The sequence below is a fragment of the Streptomyces broussonetiae genome, assembly GCF_009796285.1.
GTDB lineage: Bacteria > Actinomycetota > Actinomycetes > Streptomycetales > Streptomycetaceae > Streptomyces > Streptomyces broussonetiae.
Window position 1 is genome coordinate 4,971,830 of the sequence record NZ_CP047020.1, and the last position, 17,941, is coordinate 4,989,770.

A 17,941-nucleotide genomic window follows, 5' to 3' on the forward strand; every position below is an offset into this window, starting at 1 on the left:
GTATCGCAACGTGCAACGATGTGAAGATGGCGTGACGGGCGTCACTCCCTGAGGGGGTCGAGGTCACTTCTTGGAGTTGATGACCGCCTGCATGACGCTCTTCGCGATCGGCGCGGCCAGACCGCCACCGGAGATGTCGTCGCGGTTGGCGCTCCCGTCCTCGATGACCACGGCCACCGCCACCGGCGAGCTGCCGTCGGGCATCTTGGCGAAGGAGATGAACCACGCGTAGGGGTTCGCGCTGTTCGCCACGCCGTGCTGGGCGGTACCGGTCTTGCCGCCGACGGTGATGCCGCCGATCTTCGCGTTCGTACCGGTGCCCTTCTCGACCACCGTCTGCATCATCGACTGCAGGACCTGCGCGTTCTGCGAGGACAGCGGCCGGCTCAGCTCCTCCGGCTGGGTCTGCGAGACCGTGTCGAGGTTGGACGACTGGAGCTTGTCCACCATGTACGGCTTCATCAGCTTGCCGTCGTTGGCGACCGCCGAGGCGACCATGGCCATCTGCAGCGGGGTCGCGGCGGTGTTGAACTGGCCGATGGAGGACAGCGCGGTCTGCGACGAGTTCATGTTGTCGGAGAACACCGACGGATAGGCGCGCACGGGCGTGTCCTGCGGGGAGTCGAAGCCGAACTTCTTCGCCTCCGCCAGCATCTTGGCGTTGCCGAGGTCGGCACCGATCTTGCCGAAGACCGAGTTGCAGGAGTACTGCAGGGCGGCCCGCAAGGTGGCGTTCTTGCAGGGGATGTTGCCCTCGTTCTTGAGCGGGGTCGTGGTGCCCGGCATGATCCACGGCAACGGCGAGTTCGTCGGGGTGTCCGCCGACGTGTACAGCCCGTTCTCCAGCGCGGCCGCCGCGGTGACCACCTTGAACGTGGAGCCCGGCGGGTAGGTCTCGCGCAGCGCCCGGTTCAGCATCGGCTCGGCCGGGTCGTTCTTCTTCTGGAGCTTGTTCCAGTTCTGGGTGTCCGAGCCGAGGGAGTTGCCCGCGAAGGACGAGGGGTCGTACGACGGGTACGAGGCCAGCGCCAGGATCTTGCCGGTGGACGGCTCCAGCGCGACCACCGCGCCCTTGCCGCCCTGCGACTTGAGGCCGTCGAACGCCGCCTTCTGCGCAGCCGTGTTCAGCGTGGTGACGACGTTGCCGCCCTGCTTCTGCTTGCCCGTGATCATGTCGAGGGTGTTGCGGAAGAAGAGCCGGTCGTCCGTGCCGCTGAGGATGCCGTCGTCGATGTTCTCCAGCTGCGTGCTGCCGAAGGCCTGCGAGGAGTAGCCGGTGACGGGGGCCCACATGGACCCGTCCTTGTAGGTGCGCTTGTACTTGAAGTCGCCGTTCTTGGCCTCGACGGAGCCGGTTATCGGGTTGCCGTCGACGATGATGTCGCCGCGCGGCGAGGCGTACCGCTCGATGAGCACCCGGCGGTTCTCCGGGGCCGTGCGCAGCGAGTCGGCCTTGACGTACTGGAGCCAGTTGTCGCGAAGCAGCAGGGCCAGCATGAGGAGGCCGCAGAAGATCGCGATCCGGCGCAGGGGCTTGTTCATGACGGGCGGACCACCTGGGTCATCTCGGCGTCGGGGTTGGCGGCGGGGGCGGGCGCCGGGCGGCGGGCGGTGTCGCTGATCCGGATCAGGATGCCGATCAGCGCCCAGTTCGCGATCACGGAGGAACCGCCGTAGGCAAGGAACGGCATGGTCATACCGGTCAGCGGGATGAGACCCATCACACCGCCGGCCACGACGAACACCTGCAGCGCGAAGGCACCGGACAGGCCGACGGCCAGCAGCTTGCCGAACGGGTCACGGGCGGCGAGCGCGGTGCGCACACCGCGCTCGGCGATCAGGCCGTAGATCAGCAGGATCGCCATGAGGCCGGCCAGGCCCAGCTCCTCGCCGAAGGTGGCGAGGATGAAGTCGGAGTTGGCGGCGAACCGGATCAGCTCGGAGTGGCCCTGGCCCCAGCCGGTGCCGAGGGTGCCGCCGGAGCCGAACGCCCACAGCGCCTGCATGGCCTGCTCGGAGTGGCCGCCGACGCCCTGGCGGCTGAGCTTGAACTCCTTCATCGGGTTCATCCAGGCCTGCACACGCTGCTGCACGTGCGGCTCGATGCTCGCCACACCGACGGCACCGACCGCGGACATCAGCAGACCGAAGACGATCCAGCTGGTCCGCTCGGTGGCGACGTACAGCATGATCACGAACATGCCGAAGAACAGCAGCGACGTACCGAGGTCCGTCTCGAAGACCAGGATGAGGACCGACATCGCCCAGACGACCAGGATCGGGCCGAGGTCACGGCCGCGCGGCAGGTACAGGCCCATGAAACGGCGACTGGCCAGGGCCAGCGCGTCCCGCTTCACCATCAGATAACCGGCGAAGAACACCGCCAGCACGATCTTGGCGAACTCGCCGGGCTGGATGGAGAAACTGCCGACGTGGATCCAGATCTTCGCACCGTAGACGTTCAGGCCGAGGCCCGGCACGAGCGGCAGGAGCAGCAGGACCAGCGCGCCGACCATGGAGATGTAGGTGTAGCGCTGGAGCGTGCGGTGGTCCTTGAGGAAGACCAGCACCACGACGAAGAGCGCGATACCCATCGCCGTGTACAGCAGCTGGTTGGTCGCCTTGCCGCCCGCGACATGGATCTGCTGGAGCAGCTTGGACTGGTCCAGACGCCAGATGCAGACCAGGCCGAGCCCGTTGAGCAGGGTGGCCAGCGGCAGCAGCAGCGGATCGGCGTACGGCGCGAACTTACGCACCACGAGATGGGCCACACCGGCCAGCAGGCCCAGGCCGAGCCCGTAGCTCAGCAGACCGGCCGGCACCTTGTCGTCGATGGCCAGGCCCACGTTGGCGTAGGCGAACACCGGAATGACCACGGCGAAGACCAACAGGGCCAGTTCGGTGTTGCGGCGGCTGGGCGCGCCGATCGCACCGATCGTGGACGTGTGATGCGTAGGCGAATTACTCGTACTGCTCATCGTGTGACAGGGCCTCTCGCGGCGGGGCTACTGCTTGCCGCACTGATCGACGACCTTCTGCTCATCCTCGGAGAGGCTCGGGCCGGGGTTGGGACTGGCGGTCGCGGACGGGGACTTCGAGGAGTGCGGGGAGGTCCCGGACGTCGACGGGTTCGGCGTCGGTGATGCCTTGGACGTGAAGGCGCTGGGAGTGGTTCCCGTGGTGCCCGAGGCCTTGATCCGGTCCTTGGTGTTCTTCTCGTTCGTGCTCTGCGCGGCCGCCCGCTCCGCCTGCTTGCGGCACGCGGAGGCCTGCACCGACAGCGTCTGGATCTTCGCCTCGGCCTGCGCCAGACCACCCGCCGCGATCGTGTTCTCGACCTGCTTCTGCTGGTACGGCGGCAGGTACTTGAGTTCGATCTCGGGGTGGTCCTTCTCCACCTTCGACAGCGACACCCAGGCCAGGTCCTGGCTGATCCCGCGGTACAGCGCCACGTGCTCGCCCTGGGCGCCCACGTAGAACTGCGTCTGCGTCCACTGGTAGCCGCCGTACAGGCCGCCACCGATCACGGCGAGGGCGAGGGCGCCGTAGAGGGACCTCTTGAGCCACCTGCGCCCGCGCGGCTTGGTGAAGTCGTCGTCGGTGTAGTCGCCGAAGCTGCCCTCAGGGACGTATCCGGTCGTGTCGCCGGAACCGGGCGGGCCGAACTCGCCGCCGCCGTGCCCGTGACCCTGGCGGCCCAGGTGGGAGGCGCGGCCGGCCGGGGTCTGCATGATGCCGTTGTCGTGCAGGTGGTGCTGGTTCTCGGCGACGGCACCGACCACGACCGGCTGGTCGGACAGCTGCCCGGCCATGGTGTCACCGGTGTCCAGGTCGAGTACGTCCGCGATGATGACCGTGATGTTGTCGGGGCCGCCGCCGCGCAGCGCGAGCTGGATCAGCTCCTGCACGGTCTCCTGCGGGCCCTGGTAGCTGGCGAGGGTCTCCTCCAGCGTCTGGTGGGAAACGACACCGGACAGACCGTCCGAGCAGATCAGATAGCGGTCGCCGGCGCGCACCTCGCGGATCGACAGGTCCGGCTCGACGTGCTCGGCACTGCCGAGGGCGCGCATCAGCAGCGAGCGCTGGGGATGCGTGGTGGCTTCCTCTTCTGTGATCCGGCCCTCGTCCACGAGCCGCTGCACCCACGTGTGGTCCTGGGTGATCTGCGTGAGCACTCCGTCACGCAGCAGATAGGCGCGCGAGTCGCCCACGTGCACGAGCCCGAGCCGCTGCCCGGTCCACAGCAGCGCGGTCAGGGTCGTACCCATGCCCTCGAGCTGGGGGTCCTCCTCGACCATGGCGCGCAGCTGGTCGTTGGCGCGCTGCACGGCGACGCCGAGGGAGGTGAGGATGTCGGAGCCGGGCACGTCGTCGTCGAGCGTGACCAGGGTGGAGATGACCTCCGAGGAGGCGACCTCACCGGCCGCCTGGCCGCCCATGCCGTCGGCGATCGCGAGCAGCCGCGGACCGGCGTAACCGGAGTCCTCGTTGCCCTCCCGGATCATGCCCTTGTGCGATCCGGCGGCAAAGCGCAGTGACAGACTCATGCCCACCTCGCCCGTCGGTTCCGGGTACAGCCGGTCGTGTCGAGCCACACTGCCCACCCTCCGGTCGGGAGCGCGCCGGCGGCCGGATGGCGGCCTGCCGCTGCGTGCTCGCTCCGCTCGCGCTCACTCATGATGTAGCACTACTTCCGCAGCTCGATGACGGTCTTGCCGATGCGGATCGGTGCGCCCAGCGGGATCGGTGTGGGGGTCGTCAGCCGGGACCGGTCCAGGTACGTGCCGTTGGTGGAGCCCAGGTCCTCGACGATCCACTGGCCGTCGCGGTCCGGGTAGATCCTGGCATGCCGGCTGGAGGCGTAGTCGTCGTCCAGCACGATCGTGGAGTCGTGCGCCCGGCCCAGTGTGATCGTCTGGCCCTGCAGGGCGACGGTGGTGCCGGTCAGTGTGCCTTCCGTCACGACCAGCTTGGAGGGGGCGTTGCGCCCGCGTCGGCCGCCGCTCTGCTGCCCACGCTGCTGGGCGCGCTGCGGCGGGGGTGCGGCGGCCTGCTGCCGGGGGGCCTGCTGCTGGCGCCCGGCCTCCCTACGCGATCCGCGCTGGGTGACACGCGTACCGAACAGGTCGCTCCGGATGACCTGCACGGCCACGATCACGAACAGCCACAGTACGGCCAGGAAACCCAGCCGCATGACCGTGAGGGTCAGCTCTGACATTGCCCCCGCTTCACCCTTCGGCTTGCCTATAGATAACGGTGGTGCTGCCCACGACGATCCGCGAGCCGTCGCGGAGCGTAGCGCGGGTGGTGTGCTGCCCGTCCACCACGATGCCGTTCGTGGAGCCGAGATCCTGGATCGTCGAGGGCGTTCCGGTCCGGATCTCGCAGTGCCGACGCGAGACGCCGGGATCGTCGATCCGCACGTCGGCCTCGGTGCTGCGACCCAGAACCAGCGTCGCGCGGGAGATCTGGTGGCGGGTGCCGTTGATCTCGATCCAGTAGCGGGGGCGCCCGCCGCTCGCGGGAGCGGCCGGGGGCCGCTGGCCGGCGGGCTGCGGGTAGCCGTAACCGCCGCCTCCTGCCCCTTGTCCCGCGCCGCGGCCGCCGGCCGGCGGCGCGGACGGCATCGGGGGCGCACCGGCGGGCATGGCGGGCTGACCGCCGTAGCCGCCCGCGGCGCCCTGCGGTGCCTGCTGGCCCTCGCCGGCCTGGCTGCTGGAGGAGGCGAGGGTGCGGCTGCGCACCCGGTACAGACCGGTGTCGAGGTCGTCGGCCTTCTCCAGGTTGACCTTGATCGGGCCCATGAAGGTGTAGCGCTGCTGCTTGGCGTAGTCGCGCACCATGCCGGCCAGCTCGTCACCGAGCTGCCCGGAGTAGGGGCTCAGGCGCTCGTAGTCCGGCGCGCTCAGCTCCACGATGAAGTCGTTGGGTACGACAGTCCGGTCGCGGTTCCAGATCGTCGCGTTGTTGTCGCACTCACGCTGGAGCGCACCGGCGATCTCCACGGGCTGGACCTCGGACTTGAACACCTTGGCGAAGGTGCCGTTCACCAGACCTTCGAGACGCTGCTCGAACTTCTTCAGGACTCCCATGGGGCACCTCCTCCGTCCCTGTCGACTGTCTGCCTTGCCGTGCTCAGTACTGCTGACTACTTCGTACTACTCGCTCTGCTCACTGATCGTATCTACGCGCCCGGCGATCAGCCGGTTCCTGCCATGGATCGTAGAGGCGAGCGAAGACCAGTGTCCCGCACCCGGCTGTGGACCCGGCCGCCTCCTGGGCAGACGGCCGGGACCGGTACGAGGTTGATACGTGAACCGCGTCTGCTTGATACGTGCGCCGCCGCCCGCGACGCGAGGGCAGGCAGGGGCCTGGGACGACGGGCGGCGAAGCGGGCCGGGCCAGCAGGAAGGGATGTGAACCCACCCCGTACGACGTGCTAATGTTCTGGGTGTCGGAAGGGGCCAACCCGAAAGGGAAGGAACCGGAAGACACACCCAATGCGCGGGTGGCGGAATAGGCAGACGCGCTGGATTCAGGTTCCAGTGCCCGCAAGGGCGTGGGGGTTCAACTCCCCCCTCGCGCACCGACGGAATGGGCGGCATCGTGAAGACGATGCCGCCCATTCGGCTGTGTGGGCAAGAACACGGCCCGGTTCCGAGGTGTGGATCTTCGGCTGATGCGCCAGGCGCCGCTGACGGCTTGTGAGGAAGGTCTCAGGATCGGGTGACGGTGAGGTGAAGACGGTGTCCCTCGCTCCTTACCTTCCTTCGCCCGTCTCTCTCGCCTTCCTTACCTCCCTCCGTCCCTCCCTCCCTCCGTCCGTCCTTCGCTGCCTGCCTGCCAGGCGGGGCGCGACTGCGGTGAGCCGACGTCAGGCACAGCGAGAACCGGACCGGCGGAGTGCGAGCAGATCACCCGCAGGCGGGACCGAACGATGCCGAGGCCGGTGCGCGGACCGGCGCCGGCCCACGCCCACGACACTGTGCAACCGCTCTGGCAGGGCCGCCCGTTGCTGCCCGCAGACCGATCACGCCACCACCGCCCCCGAATCGATGCCGCCCGGCGTTGAGCCTCGTGTGAGGAAGCTCTCCTTCCCGGACGTTCGCCGCACGCCGACGAGTTGTACGGTCTGCACTCGTTGATGTTCGTGCAGGCCGTTTATCGGTTACTGGGTGTTCGGGGGAGGCGGTCGCGGTGACCGGTGCCGGCAGAGAAACCGTCGGGGAAGCAGTGACGGACGCGGTGGAGGTGATCACCGCGGAGCCGATGACCGCGGAGCCGATGACCGCGGAGCCGATGACCGAGAACAGGACGACTGCGGAGAGGACGACCGCGGTGGACGGGGCGGCCGTTGTGGACGAAGTGGCCGTCGCCGGGCGCGGCGTGCGTCGCGTGCCCCGGGTGCGCGGGTTCGCCGAGTGGCCGCGCCAGGGCTCGCCCAAGGAGGAGGGCAAAGCACTGCGCACGCGCGTGCCGCGGGACACGCATCGCATCCTCGACGTGGACACCGTCCGCCCCGACGCGGTCAGCGCCGTCGTCGAGTCCAACGCCGGCCGCATCCCCGAACTGACCCCCATCCGCGTCGGACGGATGGCGGCGACCCCGTTCGCCTTCCTGCGCGGCTCGGCCGGACTCATGGCCTACGACCTGGCCCGCACACCCATGACCAGGATCGGCACCCAGATATGCGGAGACGCGCACGCGGCCAACTTCGGCCTGTACGGCGACCCCCGCGGCGACCTCGTCATCGACCTCAACGACTTCGACGAGACCGTGCACGGCCCCTGGGAGTGGGACCTGAAGCGGCTCGCCGCCTCCCTGGTCCTCGCCGGACGAGAGGCCGGCGCCGACGAGGACACCTGCCGTGCTGCCGCACAGGACACGGTCGGCGCCTACCGCCGCACCATGCGCCTACTGGCCAAACTGCCCGCCCTCGACGCATGGAACGCCATCGCCGACGAGGAACTCGTCTCCCACACCGACGCCCACGATCTCCTCGGCACCCTGCAGCGGGTCTCGCAGAAGGCCCGGGCCAACACCAGCGGCCGGTTCGCCGCGAAGTCGACCGAGGCCGTCGAGGACGGCGGACGGCGGTTCATGGACGCCGCGCCGGTCCTGCGCCGTATCCCCGACGAGGAGGCACACGCGGTCGCCGCGTCCCTGGAGCCGTACATCCACACCCTCAGCGAGGACCGGCACCCGCTGCTCGCCCGGCACGCCGTGCACGACGTGGCCTTCCGAGTGGTCGGCACCGGCAGCGTCGGCACCCGCTCCTACGTCGTCCTCCTCCTCGACCACCGCGAACAGCCGCTCGTGCTCCAGGTGAAGGAGGCCCGGCCCTCCGCGCTCGTCCCGCACCTGGCCACGGCCGGCTTCGAGACAGCGCCGGCAGAACACGAGGGACGCCGGGTCGTCCTCGGGCAGAAGCGGATGCAGGTCGTCAGCGACATCCTGCTCGGCTGGACGACCGTCGACGGGCGCCCCTTCCAGGTCCGCCAGTTCCGCAACCGCAAGGGCAGCGTCGACCCCGCCGCCCTCGCCCCCGACCAGATCGACGACTACGGCCGGATGACCGGCGCCCTGCTGGCCCGCGCCCACTCCCACAGCGCCGACCCGCGGCTCATCGCCGGGTACTGCGGCAAGAACACGGAACTGGACGAGGCGATGGCCGCCTTCGCCGTCGCCTACGCCGACCGCACCGAGGCGGACCACGCCGAGCTGGTGACGGCGGTGCGCGCCGGGCGGATCCCGGCAGAAATAGGGGTGTGACCCCTCGTACGGGGTGTAACGCACCGTACGGGGAGGTAACGCGCAGTATGGGGGCGTAAGGCGTCGGAAGACGACCGGCAGCCCCACGGCGGGATGCCGCATCGCCTACGCTGTGGGCGTGACGACCCCGGAAGCCGATCAGTCCCAGGCGCCGCGGCCCGAGGAACGGCTCGAACGGGCCGTACGGGCCGCCGAGCAGGCGTTGATCGAGTACGAGATCGCCGTGGAGACCTTCCGCGTCGAGGTCGAGAACTTCTCCCGCCTGCACGAACAGCGCCTCGGCCCGCTCTACATCCGTATCGAGGAACTGGACGCCGAGATCGCCGAGGCGAAGGCCGCCCGCAGCGGTGACCCGGAGGACATCCGGCGCGCCGAGGAGGCCCGCGCCCTGGTCCTGCCGATCCCCGGCGTGGAAGAACTGCTGCACGGCTGGATGGACGGCCAGGGCCTGTTCCCGGAGGCCACCGCCATGCTCACCGAACAGGCCGTACGGCCCCCGGAGCGGGTACGGCCCAGCGAGGAGGCCCGCAGGCTCTACCGCGAGCTGGCCCGCAAGGCCCACCCCGACCTGGCGCAGGAAGAAGAAGAGCAGAAGCGACGTGAGGAATTCCTCACCCGCGTCAACGCCGCCTACGCCCGCGGCGACGAGGCCCTGCTCAGGGAGCTGGCCGAGGAATGGGCAGCCGGACCGGTACCGCCCGAGCGACGGCCGAGCCCCGCCGAGGAGCTGTATGCCCGCCTCGAATGGCTCGCCCAGCGCAAGGAACTGCTCACTCTCGTCGCCCGGGAACTGGAGGGCGGCGCGATCGCCGGCATGCTCCGGCTCGCCCCGGACGACCCCGACGGGCTGCTCGAGGAGATCGCCGGCCGGCTGCGCGCCGACATCGCCCAGCGGGAGGCCGAGCTGGCGTCCCTGCTGGGGCAGGGCTGAGCCGCGGCTTCCTCGCGCGGGACACCGCCGACCTTTCGGGTAGCGTCGGAGACATGAGTTTCGGAGCTGGTGTGCCCACGGTCGAGGTCACGGACCTCAAGGACGGCGACTTCCTGCTGGACGTCCGCGAGGACGACGAGTGGGAGGCAGGCCACGCCGAGGGAGCACTGCACATCCCCATCAGCGAGTTCGTGGCCCGCTACGGCGAGCTGACCGAGGCCGCCCCGCAGGACGGCCGCGTCCATGTCATCTGCCGCTCCGGCGGTCGCTCGGCCCAGGTCACCATGTACCTGGTCCAGCAGGGCATCGACGCCGTGAACGTCGACGGCGGCATGCAGATCTGGCAGGCCGCAGGCCGCCCGGTGATCACGAACGACGGCCAGCCCGGCTTCGTCCTCTAGCTCCCCCTGCCCGGCTGCGTCCTCCGGGCTCCTCCCGACCGGTTGCGTCCTCCGGGCTCCTCCCGGCCGGTTGCGTCCTCCGGGCTCCTCCCGGCCGGTTGCGTCCTCCGGGCTCCTCCCGGCCGGTTGCGTCCTCCGGGCTCCTCCCGGCCGGGGGCTCCCTCCAGCTCGCTTGCCCGGGAGCTTCCGCCGGTCCCTCGACCGGGAGCCTCGGTGGCTTCCCCTGCGCTGGGGCCACTGCAGCTTCCCTCTTGGGGGCCTCTGCAGCTCCCCTGCCCGGTGCTCCCTGCTCAGCCCAGAGGATGGGCAGCCAGCAGATCCCCGAGCCGCTCCTCGTACGCCGCCGCCGGTCCGAGCGCCAGCTCCAGGTGCTTGGCCCAGGCGTGATAGCGGTGCAGCACATAGTCGGTGTCGGCACCGAACCCGCCGTGCAGATGCTGTGCCGTCTGCACCACCCGGCGCACCCCCTCGGCCGCCCAGATCTTCGCCACCGCGACATCCCCGGCGGCCGGCAACGCCCCCGCCGCCCCCGAGGCGATCCGCCAGGCAGCCTGCCAGAGGGTGGCCTCCATGGCGCGCAGATCGATGTACCGGTCCGCGGCCTGCACGGCCACCGCCTGGAACGTCGCGATCGGATACCCGAACTGCTCCCGCTTCGCGGTGTAGTCGGCGGTCATCCGCAGCACCCGCTCGCCCAGCCCGAGCGCCAGCGCACAGGTACCGGTGGCAAGCAGCGCATGCAGCCACTCCCAGGCGCCGTCGGCCTCCATCACCTCGCCCGCGTCGATCCGTACGGACGTCAGCCGCACCTCGGCCAGCCGCTCCCCGCTGGTGGACACCTGCTCGGCGAGGACCACCCCGTCCCGCTCCCGCGGCACCAGCGCGAGCACGCTTCGCTCGTCGGCCGTCCCCTCGAGATGCGCCGGTACGACGACCAGGTCCGCGTCGAACGCCCACGGCACCGCCGTCTGCACCCCGTCCAGCACCCACGCCGAACCGTCCCGCCGTGCACCCACGGCCAGTTCGGCCGGGTCGTGTCCGCTGCGGCCGTTCGCGGCGACGGTGAGCACCAGCTCGCCCCGGCCGGCCCGCCCCAGTACGCGCTCCGCCAACTCCGGTCCGCCGTAGGCCTGTACGGCCGCGGCCGCCGCGCTGTGCTCCAGCAACGGCACCCGGGCGAGCACCTGGGCGGACTCGCGCAGCACCAGGCACAGCGCGATCGCGTCCAGGCCGGAGCCGCCGTACGCCTCGTCGAGCAGCAGACTCAGCAGGTCCGCCTCGGCGAGCCGGGCCCACAGCTCCCGGTCGAAGCCCTCGGCCACGGCGCCGGTGGTGAGAGCCGGGCTCGGCACCGCGTCCGGTACGACGCCCGCGAACACCCCGCGCGCCGCCTCGGCCGCCGCTCGCTGCTCCTCGGTGAAGGTGAAGTCCACGGCCTGTCCCTCCGGCGGGTCCCAGTAACCTGACGGAGCGTCAAGATAGAACAGGTTCTAGGAGAAGGGAATGGGCGGGGGACTTGGTGTTTCTGGGGCTTCTTCGGAGTCTTCCTGGCCTTTCTGGGGCCCTCCCCCTCCCCCTCCCTCCCCCCCGATTCGATTCCGTGCAGCCCTCAGCGGTCGAAGTCCAGCTCCACCCGCTCCGTCAACGGGTGTGACTGGCAGGCCAGCACATACCCGGCCTCCGTCTCCTCCGTCTCCAGGGCGAAGTTGCGGTCCATGCGGACCTCGCCGGAGACCAGGAAGGCCCGGCAGGTGCCGCATACTCCGCCCTTGCAGGCGTAGGGCGCGTCGGAGCGGTTGCGCAGGACCGTCTCCAGCAGTGTCTCGCCGTCGCGCACCGGCCAGGTGCCGCCGCGTCCGTCGAGCCGGGCGGTGACCGTGCTGTGCGTGGGAGCCTCGGCCGGGGCCGTGGAAGGCGAGCCCGCGTCCACGTGGAAGATCTCCTGGTGGATGCGGGACCGGTCCACGCCCAGCTTGCGCAGCGCCTGCTCGGCGCCCTGCACCAGTCCGTACGGCCCGCACAGGAACCAGCCCGCGACCTGCTCGACCGGCAGCAGCGCGGGAAGCAGCCCGGTCAGCCGCTTCCGGTCGAGCCGGCCGGACGGCAGGCCCGCCTGCTGCTCCTCCCGGGAGAGCACGGTCACCAGCTGAAACCGCTCCGGATAGCGGTCCTTCAGGTCGGCGACCTCCTCCAGGAACATCGTCGAGGCTGCCGTGCGGTCTCCGCGTATCAGGCAGAACCGGGCCGCCGGCTCGCGGGCCAGCAGCGTGGAGACGATGGACAGCACCGGGGTGATGCCGCTGCCGCCGACGATCGCCGCGTACAGTCCCGGCGCCGGGTCCAGGGTGAAGCGGCCGGCCGGGGTCATCACGTCCAGCTCGTCGCCGACGTTGATCTCCTTCAGCGCGTAGGCCGAGAAGGCGCCGCCCTCCACCAGCCGCACGCCGACCCGCAGGGTGTCCGGGCCCGCGCCACCCGGGTCGGGGGCGGGGGAGCAGATCGAGTAGGTGCGCCGGATCTCCGCGCCGTCGACTCTGCGGCGCAGCGCCAGGTGCTGGCCGGGCGCGTGCCGGTACTCCGCGCGCAGTGCGGTCGGGACGGTGAGGGTGAGGGCGACGGCGTCGTCGGTGATCCGGTCGACCGCTGCCACTTGGAGCGGGTGGAAGCGTGCCATCACAACTCCTTGAAGTGGTCGAACGGTTCGCGGCAGACGAGGCAGCGGCGCAGCGCCTTGCAGGCGGTGGAGGAGAACCTGCTCAGCAGCTCGGTTTCGGTGGAGTAGCAGTGCGGGCAGCGGACGGGGTCCTGATCCGCGGTGACGTCCGTTGCGATCGTGCGGGTCGGGCCGAGGGGCAGCGGCACCGGGCCGAAGTTCTCGCGCACCCGTGGGGGAGCTATGCCGAACTCCTGGAGTTTGCGGCGGCCCTCGGGGGTGATGTCGTCGGTCGACCAGGCGGGTGCGAGGACCGTGCGGACCGTGACCTCGCGCATGCCGTGGGCGCGCAGGACCCGTTCGATGTCGAGGGTCATCGCCTCGATGGCGGGGCAGCCGGTGTAGGTGGGGGTCAGGTCGACCTCGACCGTGTCGGTGCCCTGGACGTGTACCGCGCGCAGCACGCCCAGCTCGTGCAGGGTGAGTACGGGCAGTTCGGGGTCGGGCACCGCGCCGGCCAGCTCCAGCAGTTCCGTTTCCAGGGCGGTGGTGGTCACCATGTCGCCCCCGGGTGGCTGCGGTGCAGGTGCTGCATCTCGGCGAGCATCCGGCCGAACGGTTCGGTGTGCAGGCCCTGTCGGCCTGCACCCGCCGACCAGGCGCCGGTGCGTGGTCCTTCGGGGAGGGACAGGGTGGCGCGGCGGAGGATGTCTTCGACGGACTCCTGCCAGCGCTCGTCCAGGCGTGACCAGTCGGCGTCCAGGTCTTCGACCGGCTGGAACATCTCACCGGTGAACTTCCACAGGGCCTCGCAGGCGCGGTGCATCCGCTCGTGGCTCTCCTGCGTGCCGTCGCCGAGGCGCAGGGTCCACTGCTCGGCGTGGTCGCGGTGGTAGGCGACCTCCTTCACCGCCTTCGCGGCCAGGGGTGCGAACGGGCCGTCGGTGGCGGCGAGTTCGGTGTAGAGCAGCTGCTGGTAGGTGGAGAAGTACAGCTGGCGGGCGATGGTGTGGGCGAAGTCGCCGTTCGGTTGCTCGACCAGCTGGAGATTGCGGAAGGCGCGCTCTTCGCGCAGGTAGGCCAGTTCGTCCTCGTCGCCGGCCATCGACAGCAGTACCCGGGCCTGGCCGAGCAGGTCGAGGGCGATGTTGGCGAGGGCGACCTCCTCCTCCAGGACGGGAGCGTGGCCGGCCCACTCCCCCAGCCGGTGGGAGAGCACCAGGGCGTCGTCGCCGAGGGCGAGCGCGGCGGTCACCGGGACGGTGGCGGGGCCGGTCACAGGTGCTTCACCCCTTCCGGGATGTCGTAGAAGGTGGGGTGGCGGTAGGGCTTGTCGGCGGCCGGTTCGAAGAACGGGTCCTTCTCGTCCGGGGAGGACGCGGTGATCGCGGTGGCCGGGACGACCCAGATCGAGACGCCCTCGCCGCGCCGGGTGTACAGGTCGCGGGCGTTGCGCAGGGCCAGCTCGGCGTCGGGGGCGTGCAGGCTGCCGGCGTGGGTGTGGGAGAGGCCGCGCCGGGAGCGCACGAAGACCTCCCACAGGGGCCAGTCGGTGGTGCTCATGCTCGCTCCGCTCCTGTCGTGTGTGCCGTTGTGCCGGTGCCGGGGGTGCTGCCGGTGCCGGGGGTGTGCTTGGCCGCGTGGGCCGCTGCCGCTTCTCTGACCCACGCTCCCTCGTCGTGGGCGCGCCTGCGCTGGGTGATGCGCTGTTCGTTGCAGGGGCCGTTGCCCTTGAGGACGTCCCAGAACTCGGTCCAGTCGATCGGGCCGAAGTCGTAGTGCCCGCGTTCCTCGTTCCACTGCAGGTCAGGGTCGGGGAGGGTGAGGTCGAGGGACTCGGCCTGGGGGACGCAGATGTCGACGAACCGCTGGCGCAGCTCGTCGTTGGAGTGGCGTTTGATCTTCCACTCCATGGACTGTGCGGAGTGCTGGGACTCGTCGTCGGGCGGCCCGAACATCATCAGGGAGGGCCACCACCAGCGGTTCACCGCGTCCTGCGCCATCGCGTGCTGTTCCGCGGTGCCTTTGCCGAGGGCCAGCAGCAGCTCGTAGCCCTGGCGCTGGTGGAAGGACTCCTCCTTGCAGATCCGCACCATGGCGCGGGCGTACGGGCCGTAGGAGCAGCGGCACAGCGGGACCTGGTTGGTGATCGCGGCGCCGTCCACGAGCCAGCCGATCGCGCCGACGTCGGCCCAGGTCAGGGTCGGGTAGTTGAAGATCGAGGAGTACTTCTGGCGGCCGCTGTGCAGTTTGTCGAGCAGTTCCTCGCGGCTGGTGCCGAGGGTCTCGGCCGCGCTGTAGAGGTACAGGCCGTGGCCGGCCTCGTCCTGGACCTTGGCCATCAGGATGGCCTTGCGGCGCAGGCTGGGGGCGCGGGTGATCCAGTTGGCCTCCGGCTGCATGCCGATGATCTCGGAGTGTGCGTGCTGGGCGATCTGCCGGACCAGGGTGGCGCGGTAGGCGTCGGGCATCCAGTCGCGTGGCTCGATGCGCTCGTCGGAGGCCACGGCTGTGTCGAAGGCGCGCTGGTAGGCCGTCGTGTCGACGGTGTCCGGTGTGCTGTCCGTGTCCGTACGGGCTGTGCGCTGCGCGGCTGCTGTGGCCATTGCGGTCCCCCTGACCTCGGGCTCTGCGGTGAACATGGTCCCGACCGATCGTTCGGTCCGTGTGATGTCAATGGTGTGCCGGGCCGCGGTGGGGTGTCAACCGCTGTGGAAAACTCCTGCGGACGGCCTGTGGACAAGGTGAGCGGGGGCGGGTACGGCAGGGTTCCGAGCCGTACGGCGTGGCGAGGACCACGGGGGTCGGCCGGTACCCGGGGCTGCGCTCGACTGCCGGGTCTGAGTACCGTTCTGCGGACGCCGCACCGTGGCGTGTGTGAACCATGGGGCTCGGTACGGGCGCCGCAGCATGGATACCGATCGATGCCGGATCACTGAGCGCATCACGGGGCCGCACGACTGAACCGAAACGAAATGGGGGACGGGACGGGATGGACGCGTACGACGAGGACTCGGGGGCCGGGGTCCGACCCGGCCCCGACGGGTCGACCGGGGCGCGTCTCCCGGAGGAGCCTTTGGCCGACACCGACACCGACACCGACACCGACACCGACACCGACACCGGCGGCCGTGACCTGGGCGGCGACGGGTCGGGAAGTGGCGGGTCGGGCGCCGACGGGTCGGCCTCGGCCGGAGCGCGGGGCCGGGCGTCCGGGCCGGCCTGGGCGGCCGAGCCGGGTCCGGAGGCCCGATCGGCTCAGGACGCCGAGCCGGGCACGTCTGCCGAACCGGACCCTGCGCCCGCACCCTCGCAGCCCCGTGCCGGTGTCGCCGCCCTCTCCCCCCGCTACCAGGTCGGCGCGGCGCTGGCCCTCGCGGTGGTCGGTGTGGCCGCCGGTGTCCATCTGCTGATGGTGTTCCTCAGCCTCGCCCCCGAGAACACGGTGACGAAGCAGCACGGCAAGGCCGTCGAGGAGTGGGTGTACCCCGAGTTCGAGCAGAACTGGAAGCTGTTCGCCCCGAACCCGCTGCAGCAGAACATCGCCGTCCAGGTGCGCGCCGAGGTGCGGACGAAGGACGGCGGGCTGCGCACCACCGGATGGACCGATCTGTCCGCCGAGGACGGCGCCGCCATAGACGGCAACCTGGCGCCCAGCCACACCGAGCAGAACGAGCTGCGCAGGGCCTGGGACTTCTTCGTCGCCACGCACGGCGCGGACAACCGGCCCGTGGGCGCGCGCGGCTCGCTCTCCGAGCAGTACCTGCGCCGGATCGTGGTGATGCGCCTGTACCGGGACGAGCCGGCCGACCGGCTGGGCGTCATCCAGCGGGTGCAGGTCCGTTCCAGCACCACCAATGTGCAGCCGCCGAAGTGGAGTCCTGAGCGCGTGTCCGACCAGCCCGTATACCGCCAGCTGTCCTGGTGGACCGTGACCGCCGACGAGGCCGCGGGGGGTGTGCGGTCGTGAACCGTCTCTCCCTGACTCTCTCGCGTGGGATCGCCCGGGTCACCGGAGCCGCTCTCGGGCCGTACCAGAGCGCCGTGATCCGGATCGGGTTCGCCGGGACCTGGCTGCTGTTCCTGCTGCGCGAGTTCCCGCACCGCCAGGAGCTGTACGGGCCGGCCGGGCCGTGGGGCTGGAGCCTGGCCCGGGAGCTGACCGCCGACAACCACGCCTTCACGGCGCTGATGTGGTCCGACGGGCAGTTCTGGTTCGAGTGCTTCTACGCGCTGGCGATCCTCGCCAGCGTCGCGCTGCTGCTCGGCTGGCGCACCCGGACGGCGTCCGTGCTGTTCATGGTGGGTGTGCTGTCGCTGCAGAACCGCAGCGTCTTCGTCGGCGACGGCGGTGACAACGTCCTGCACCTGATGTCGATATACCTCGTGTTCACCCGCTGCGGTCAGGTGTGGTCGCTGGACGCGCGGCGGGCGGCACGAGCCGAGGAGGCACGCGCGCGGGGGGAGGAGATTTCCGCCGACCGGGTGGGCCCGGCCCTGTGGGCGGTACTCGGTCTGGCGCTCGTTGTCGTGACGGTCACCGGACGGTTCGACAACGGCTGGCTGATCCCCGCATTGCTGTGGACGGTCCTGGTGGTGCTCGCCCTGTGGTGGGCCGTCGGCCGCTGGGCGAAGGCACGCGACCCCAGGATCCTGCTGGACGTCGTCGCCAACATCCTGCACAACGGCGCCCTGGCCGTGATCATGGCGGAAGCGTGCCTGATCTACGCGACGGCCGGCTGGTACAAGATCCAGGGCTCCCGCTGGCAGGACGGCACCGCCGTGTACTACCCGCTCCACCTGGACTACTTCTCGCCCTGGCCGGGACTGGCCGATCTGATGTCCTCCAGCGGCACGATCATGATGGCCGTGGCCTACGGCACGGTGATGGTGCAGGTCGCCTTCCCGTTCACCCTGTTCAACCGGCGGGTCAAGAACGTCCTGCTGGTGGCGATGATGCTCGAGCACGCGGTGATCGCGGTCGTCCTCGGGCTGCCGTTCTTCTCGCTGGCGATGATCACCGCGGACGCGGTCTTCCTGCCGACGTCCTTCCTGCGCCGACTGGGCGCGCTGGCGGCACGCGCGCGGGGGCGGACCGCCCGGGGCGGGCAGCGTACGGTGCCGTCGCCGCGCTCCATGGAGGCGGCGCAGGAGAGCGCGCCGGGATCCGTGGGGGCCGCGTAG

At 70.4% G+C, this 17,941-nt stretch carries 16 protein-coding genes and 1 tRNA gene; 6 read left to right on the forward strand and 11 right to left on the reverse strand.

All coding sequences use genetic code 11. The features are described 5' to 3' along the window. Positions 1–63 precede the first annotated feature (63 nt). The 5 genes from GQF42_RS23065 to GQF42_RS23085 all read right to left on the reverse strand — a co-directional run bounded on the left by GQF42_RS23065 (position 64) and on the right by GQF42_RS23085 (position 6,092). A complete protein-coding gene (locus GQF42_RS23065; protein WP_158922808.1) occupies positions 64–1,542 on the reverse strand; it encodes a peptidoglycan D,D-transpeptidase FtsI family protein in 1,479 nt (492 codons plus the stop codon). Beyond that, entirely contained in the window at positions 1,539–2,978 is a 1,440-nt protein-coding gene (locus GQF42_RS23070; RefSeq protein WP_158922810.1) for an FtsW/RodA/SpoVE family cell cycle protein, read from the reverse strand. Before GQF42_RS23070 ends, GQF42_RS23065 begins: the two co-directional genes overlap by 4 nt. A 27-nt stretch (positions 2,979–3,005) precedes the next feature. Beyond that, complete coding sequence (locus GQF42_RS23075; protein WP_199272763.1) at positions 3,006–4,547, reverse strand: Stp1/IreP family PP2C-type Ser/Thr phosphatase; 1,542 nt, start codon at positions 4,545–4,547, stop codon at positions 3,006–3,008. A 140-nt stretch (positions 4,548–4,687) separates the two neighbouring features. Next, positions 4,688–5,218 (reverse strand): FHA domain-containing protein FhaB/FipA, encoded by a 531-nt coding sequence (locus GQF42_RS23080; protein ID WP_158922812.1) that lies wholly within the window; start codon positions 5,216–5,218, stop codon positions 4,688–4,690. Positions 5,219–5,228: 10 nt separating this feature from the next. Beyond that, positions 5,229–6,092: an FhaA domain-containing protein gene (locus GQF42_RS23085; RefSeq protein ID WP_158922815.1), complete on the reverse strand. Its 864-nt coding sequence runs from the start codon at positions 6,090–6,092 to the stop codon at positions 5,229–5,231. Positions 6,093–6,502: 410 nt separating this feature from the next. Between GQF42_RS23085 and GQF42_RS23090 the strand changes: the two genes are divergently transcribed. From GQF42_RS23090 to GQF42_RS23105, 4 genes are all read left to right on the forward strand, one after another. Next, a tRNA-Leu gene (locus GQF42_RS23090) sits at positions 6,503–6,586 on the forward strand. Positions 6,587–7,269: 683 nt separating this feature from the next. Then, positions 7,270–8,772: a DUF2252 domain-containing protein gene (locus GQF42_RS23095; protein WP_375990985.1), complete on the forward strand. Its 1,503-nt coding sequence runs from the start codon at positions 7,270–7,272 to the stop codon at positions 8,770–8,772. Between the two features lie 118 nt (positions 8,773–8,890). Further along, positions 8,891–9,703: a hypothetical protein gene (locus GQF42_RS23100; protein ID WP_158922817.1), complete on the forward strand. Its 813-nt coding sequence runs from the start codon at positions 8,891–8,893 to the stop codon at positions 9,701–9,703. A 71-nt stretch (positions 9,704–9,774) separates the two neighbouring features. Next, complete coding sequence (locus tag GQF42_RS23105) at positions 9,775–10,104, forward strand: rhodanese-like domain-containing protein (protein ID WP_158930467.1); 330 nt, start codon at positions 9,775–9,777, stop codon at positions 10,102–10,104. Between the two features lie 290 nt (positions 10,105–10,394). On the opposite strand, the gene GQF42_RS23110 is transcribed toward GQF42_RS23105, so the two are convergent. The 6 genes from GQF42_RS23110 to paaA all read right to left on the reverse strand — a co-directional run bounded on the left by GQF42_RS23110 (position 10,395) and on the right by paaA (position 15,363). Next, on the reverse strand, positions 10,395–11,537 hold the full coding sequence (locus GQF42_RS23110; protein ID WP_158922819.1) for an acyl-CoA dehydrogenase family protein: 1,143 nt from the start codon (positions 11,535–11,537) through the stop codon (positions 10,395–10,397). 176 nt (positions 11,538–11,713) lie between these two features. Next, entirely contained in the window at positions 11,714–12,778 is a 1,065-nt protein-coding gene (locus tag GQF42_RS23115; RefSeq protein ID WP_158922821.1) for a 2Fe-2S iron-sulfur cluster-binding protein, read from the reverse strand. Next, positions 12,778–13,317, reverse strand: a complete 540-nt coding sequence (paaD, locus tag GQF42_RS23120) for a 1,2-phenylacetyl-CoA epoxidase subunit PaaD (RefSeq protein ID WP_158922823.1) — start codon at positions 13,315–13,317, stop codon at positions 12,778–12,780. The genes GQF42_RS23115 and paaD overlap by 1 nt, the downstream gene beginning before the upstream one ends. Then, positions 13,311–14,036 (reverse strand): 1,2-phenylacetyl-CoA epoxidase subunit PaaC, encoded by a 726-nt coding sequence (paaC, locus tag GQF42_RS23125; protein WP_158922825.1) that lies wholly within the window; start codon positions 14,034–14,036, stop codon positions 13,311–13,313. Before paaC ends, paaD begins: the two co-directional genes overlap by 7 nt. Beyond that, entirely contained in the window at positions 14,033–14,320 is a 288-nt protein-coding gene (gene paaB / locus GQF42_RS23130; protein ID WP_053660983.1) for a 1,2-phenylacetyl-CoA epoxidase subunit PaaB, read from the reverse strand. Before paaB ends, paaC begins: the two co-directional genes overlap by 4 nt. Further along, positions 14,317–15,363 (reverse strand): 1,2-phenylacetyl-CoA epoxidase subunit PaaA, encoded by a 1,047-nt coding sequence (gene paaA / locus GQF42_RS23135; protein ID WP_158922827.1) that lies wholly within the window; start codon positions 15,361–15,363, stop codon positions 14,317–14,319. The genes paaB and paaA overlap by 4 nt, the downstream gene beginning before the upstream one ends. Positions 15,364–15,749: 386 nt before the next feature. Here paaA and GQF42_RS23140 point away from each other — a divergent pair, with 386 nt between their 5' ends. Both GQF42_RS23140 and GQF42_RS23145 read left to right on the forward strand, forming a co-directional pair. After that, positions 15,750–16,727, forward strand: coding sequence for a DUF5819 family protein (locus GQF42_RS23140; RefSeq protein ID WP_158922829.1), 978 nt, complete (start codon positions 15,750–15,752; stop codon positions 16,725–16,727). Beyond that, positions 16,724–17,941, forward strand: a complete 1,218-nt coding sequence (locus GQF42_RS23145) for an HTTM domain-containing protein (protein ID WP_158922831.1) — start codon at positions 16,724–16,726, stop codon at positions 17,939–17,941. Before GQF42_RS23140 ends, GQF42_RS23145 begins: the two co-directional genes overlap by 4 nt.

Bases quoted from the DNA above. Each gene is read 5' to 3' on its own strand.
- GQF42_RS23065 (WP_158922808.1), bottom strand. From the start codon at position 1,542: ATGAACAAGCCCCTGCGCCGGATCGCGATCTTCTGCGGCCTCCTCATG.
- GQF42_RS23070 (WP_158922810.1), bottom strand. From the start codon at position 2,978: ATGAGCAGTACGAGTAATTCGCCTACGCATCACACGTCCACGATCGGT.
- GQF42_RS23075 (WP_199272763.1), bottom strand. From the start codon at position 4,547: ATGAGTCTGTCACTGCGCTTTGCCGCCGGATCGCACAAGGGCATGATC.
- GQF42_RS23080 (WP_158922812.1), bottom strand. From the start codon at position 5,218: ATGTCAGAGCTGACCCTCACGGTCATGCGGCTGGGTTTCCTGGCCGTA.
- GQF42_RS23085 (WP_158922815.1), bottom strand. From the start codon at position 6,092: ATGGGAGTCCTGAAGAAGTTCGAGCAGCGTCTCGAAGGTCTGGTGAAC.
- GQF42_RS23095 (WP_375990985.1), top strand. From the start codon at position 7,270: ATGACCGCGGAGCCGATGACCGCGGAGCCGATGACCGAGAACAGGACG.
- GQF42_RS23115 (WP_158922821.1), bottom strand. From the start codon at position 12,778: ATGGCACGCTTCCACCCGCTCCAAGTGGCAGCGGTCGACCGGATCACC.
- paaD (WP_158922823.1), bottom strand. From the start codon at position 13,317: ATGGTGACCACCACCGCCCTGGAAACGGAACTGCTGGAGCTGGCCGGC.
- paaB (WP_053660983.1), bottom strand. From the start codon at position 14,320: ATGAGCACCACCGACTGGCCCCTGTGGGAGGTCTTCGTGCGCTCCCGG.
- paaA (WP_158922827.1), bottom strand. From the start codon at position 15,363: ATGGCCACAGCAGCCGCGCAGCGCACAGCCCGTACGGACACGGACAGC.
- GQF42_RS23140 (WP_158922829.1), top strand. From the start codon at position 15,750: ATGGACGCGTACGACGAGGACTCGGGGGCCGGGGTCCGACCCGGCCCC.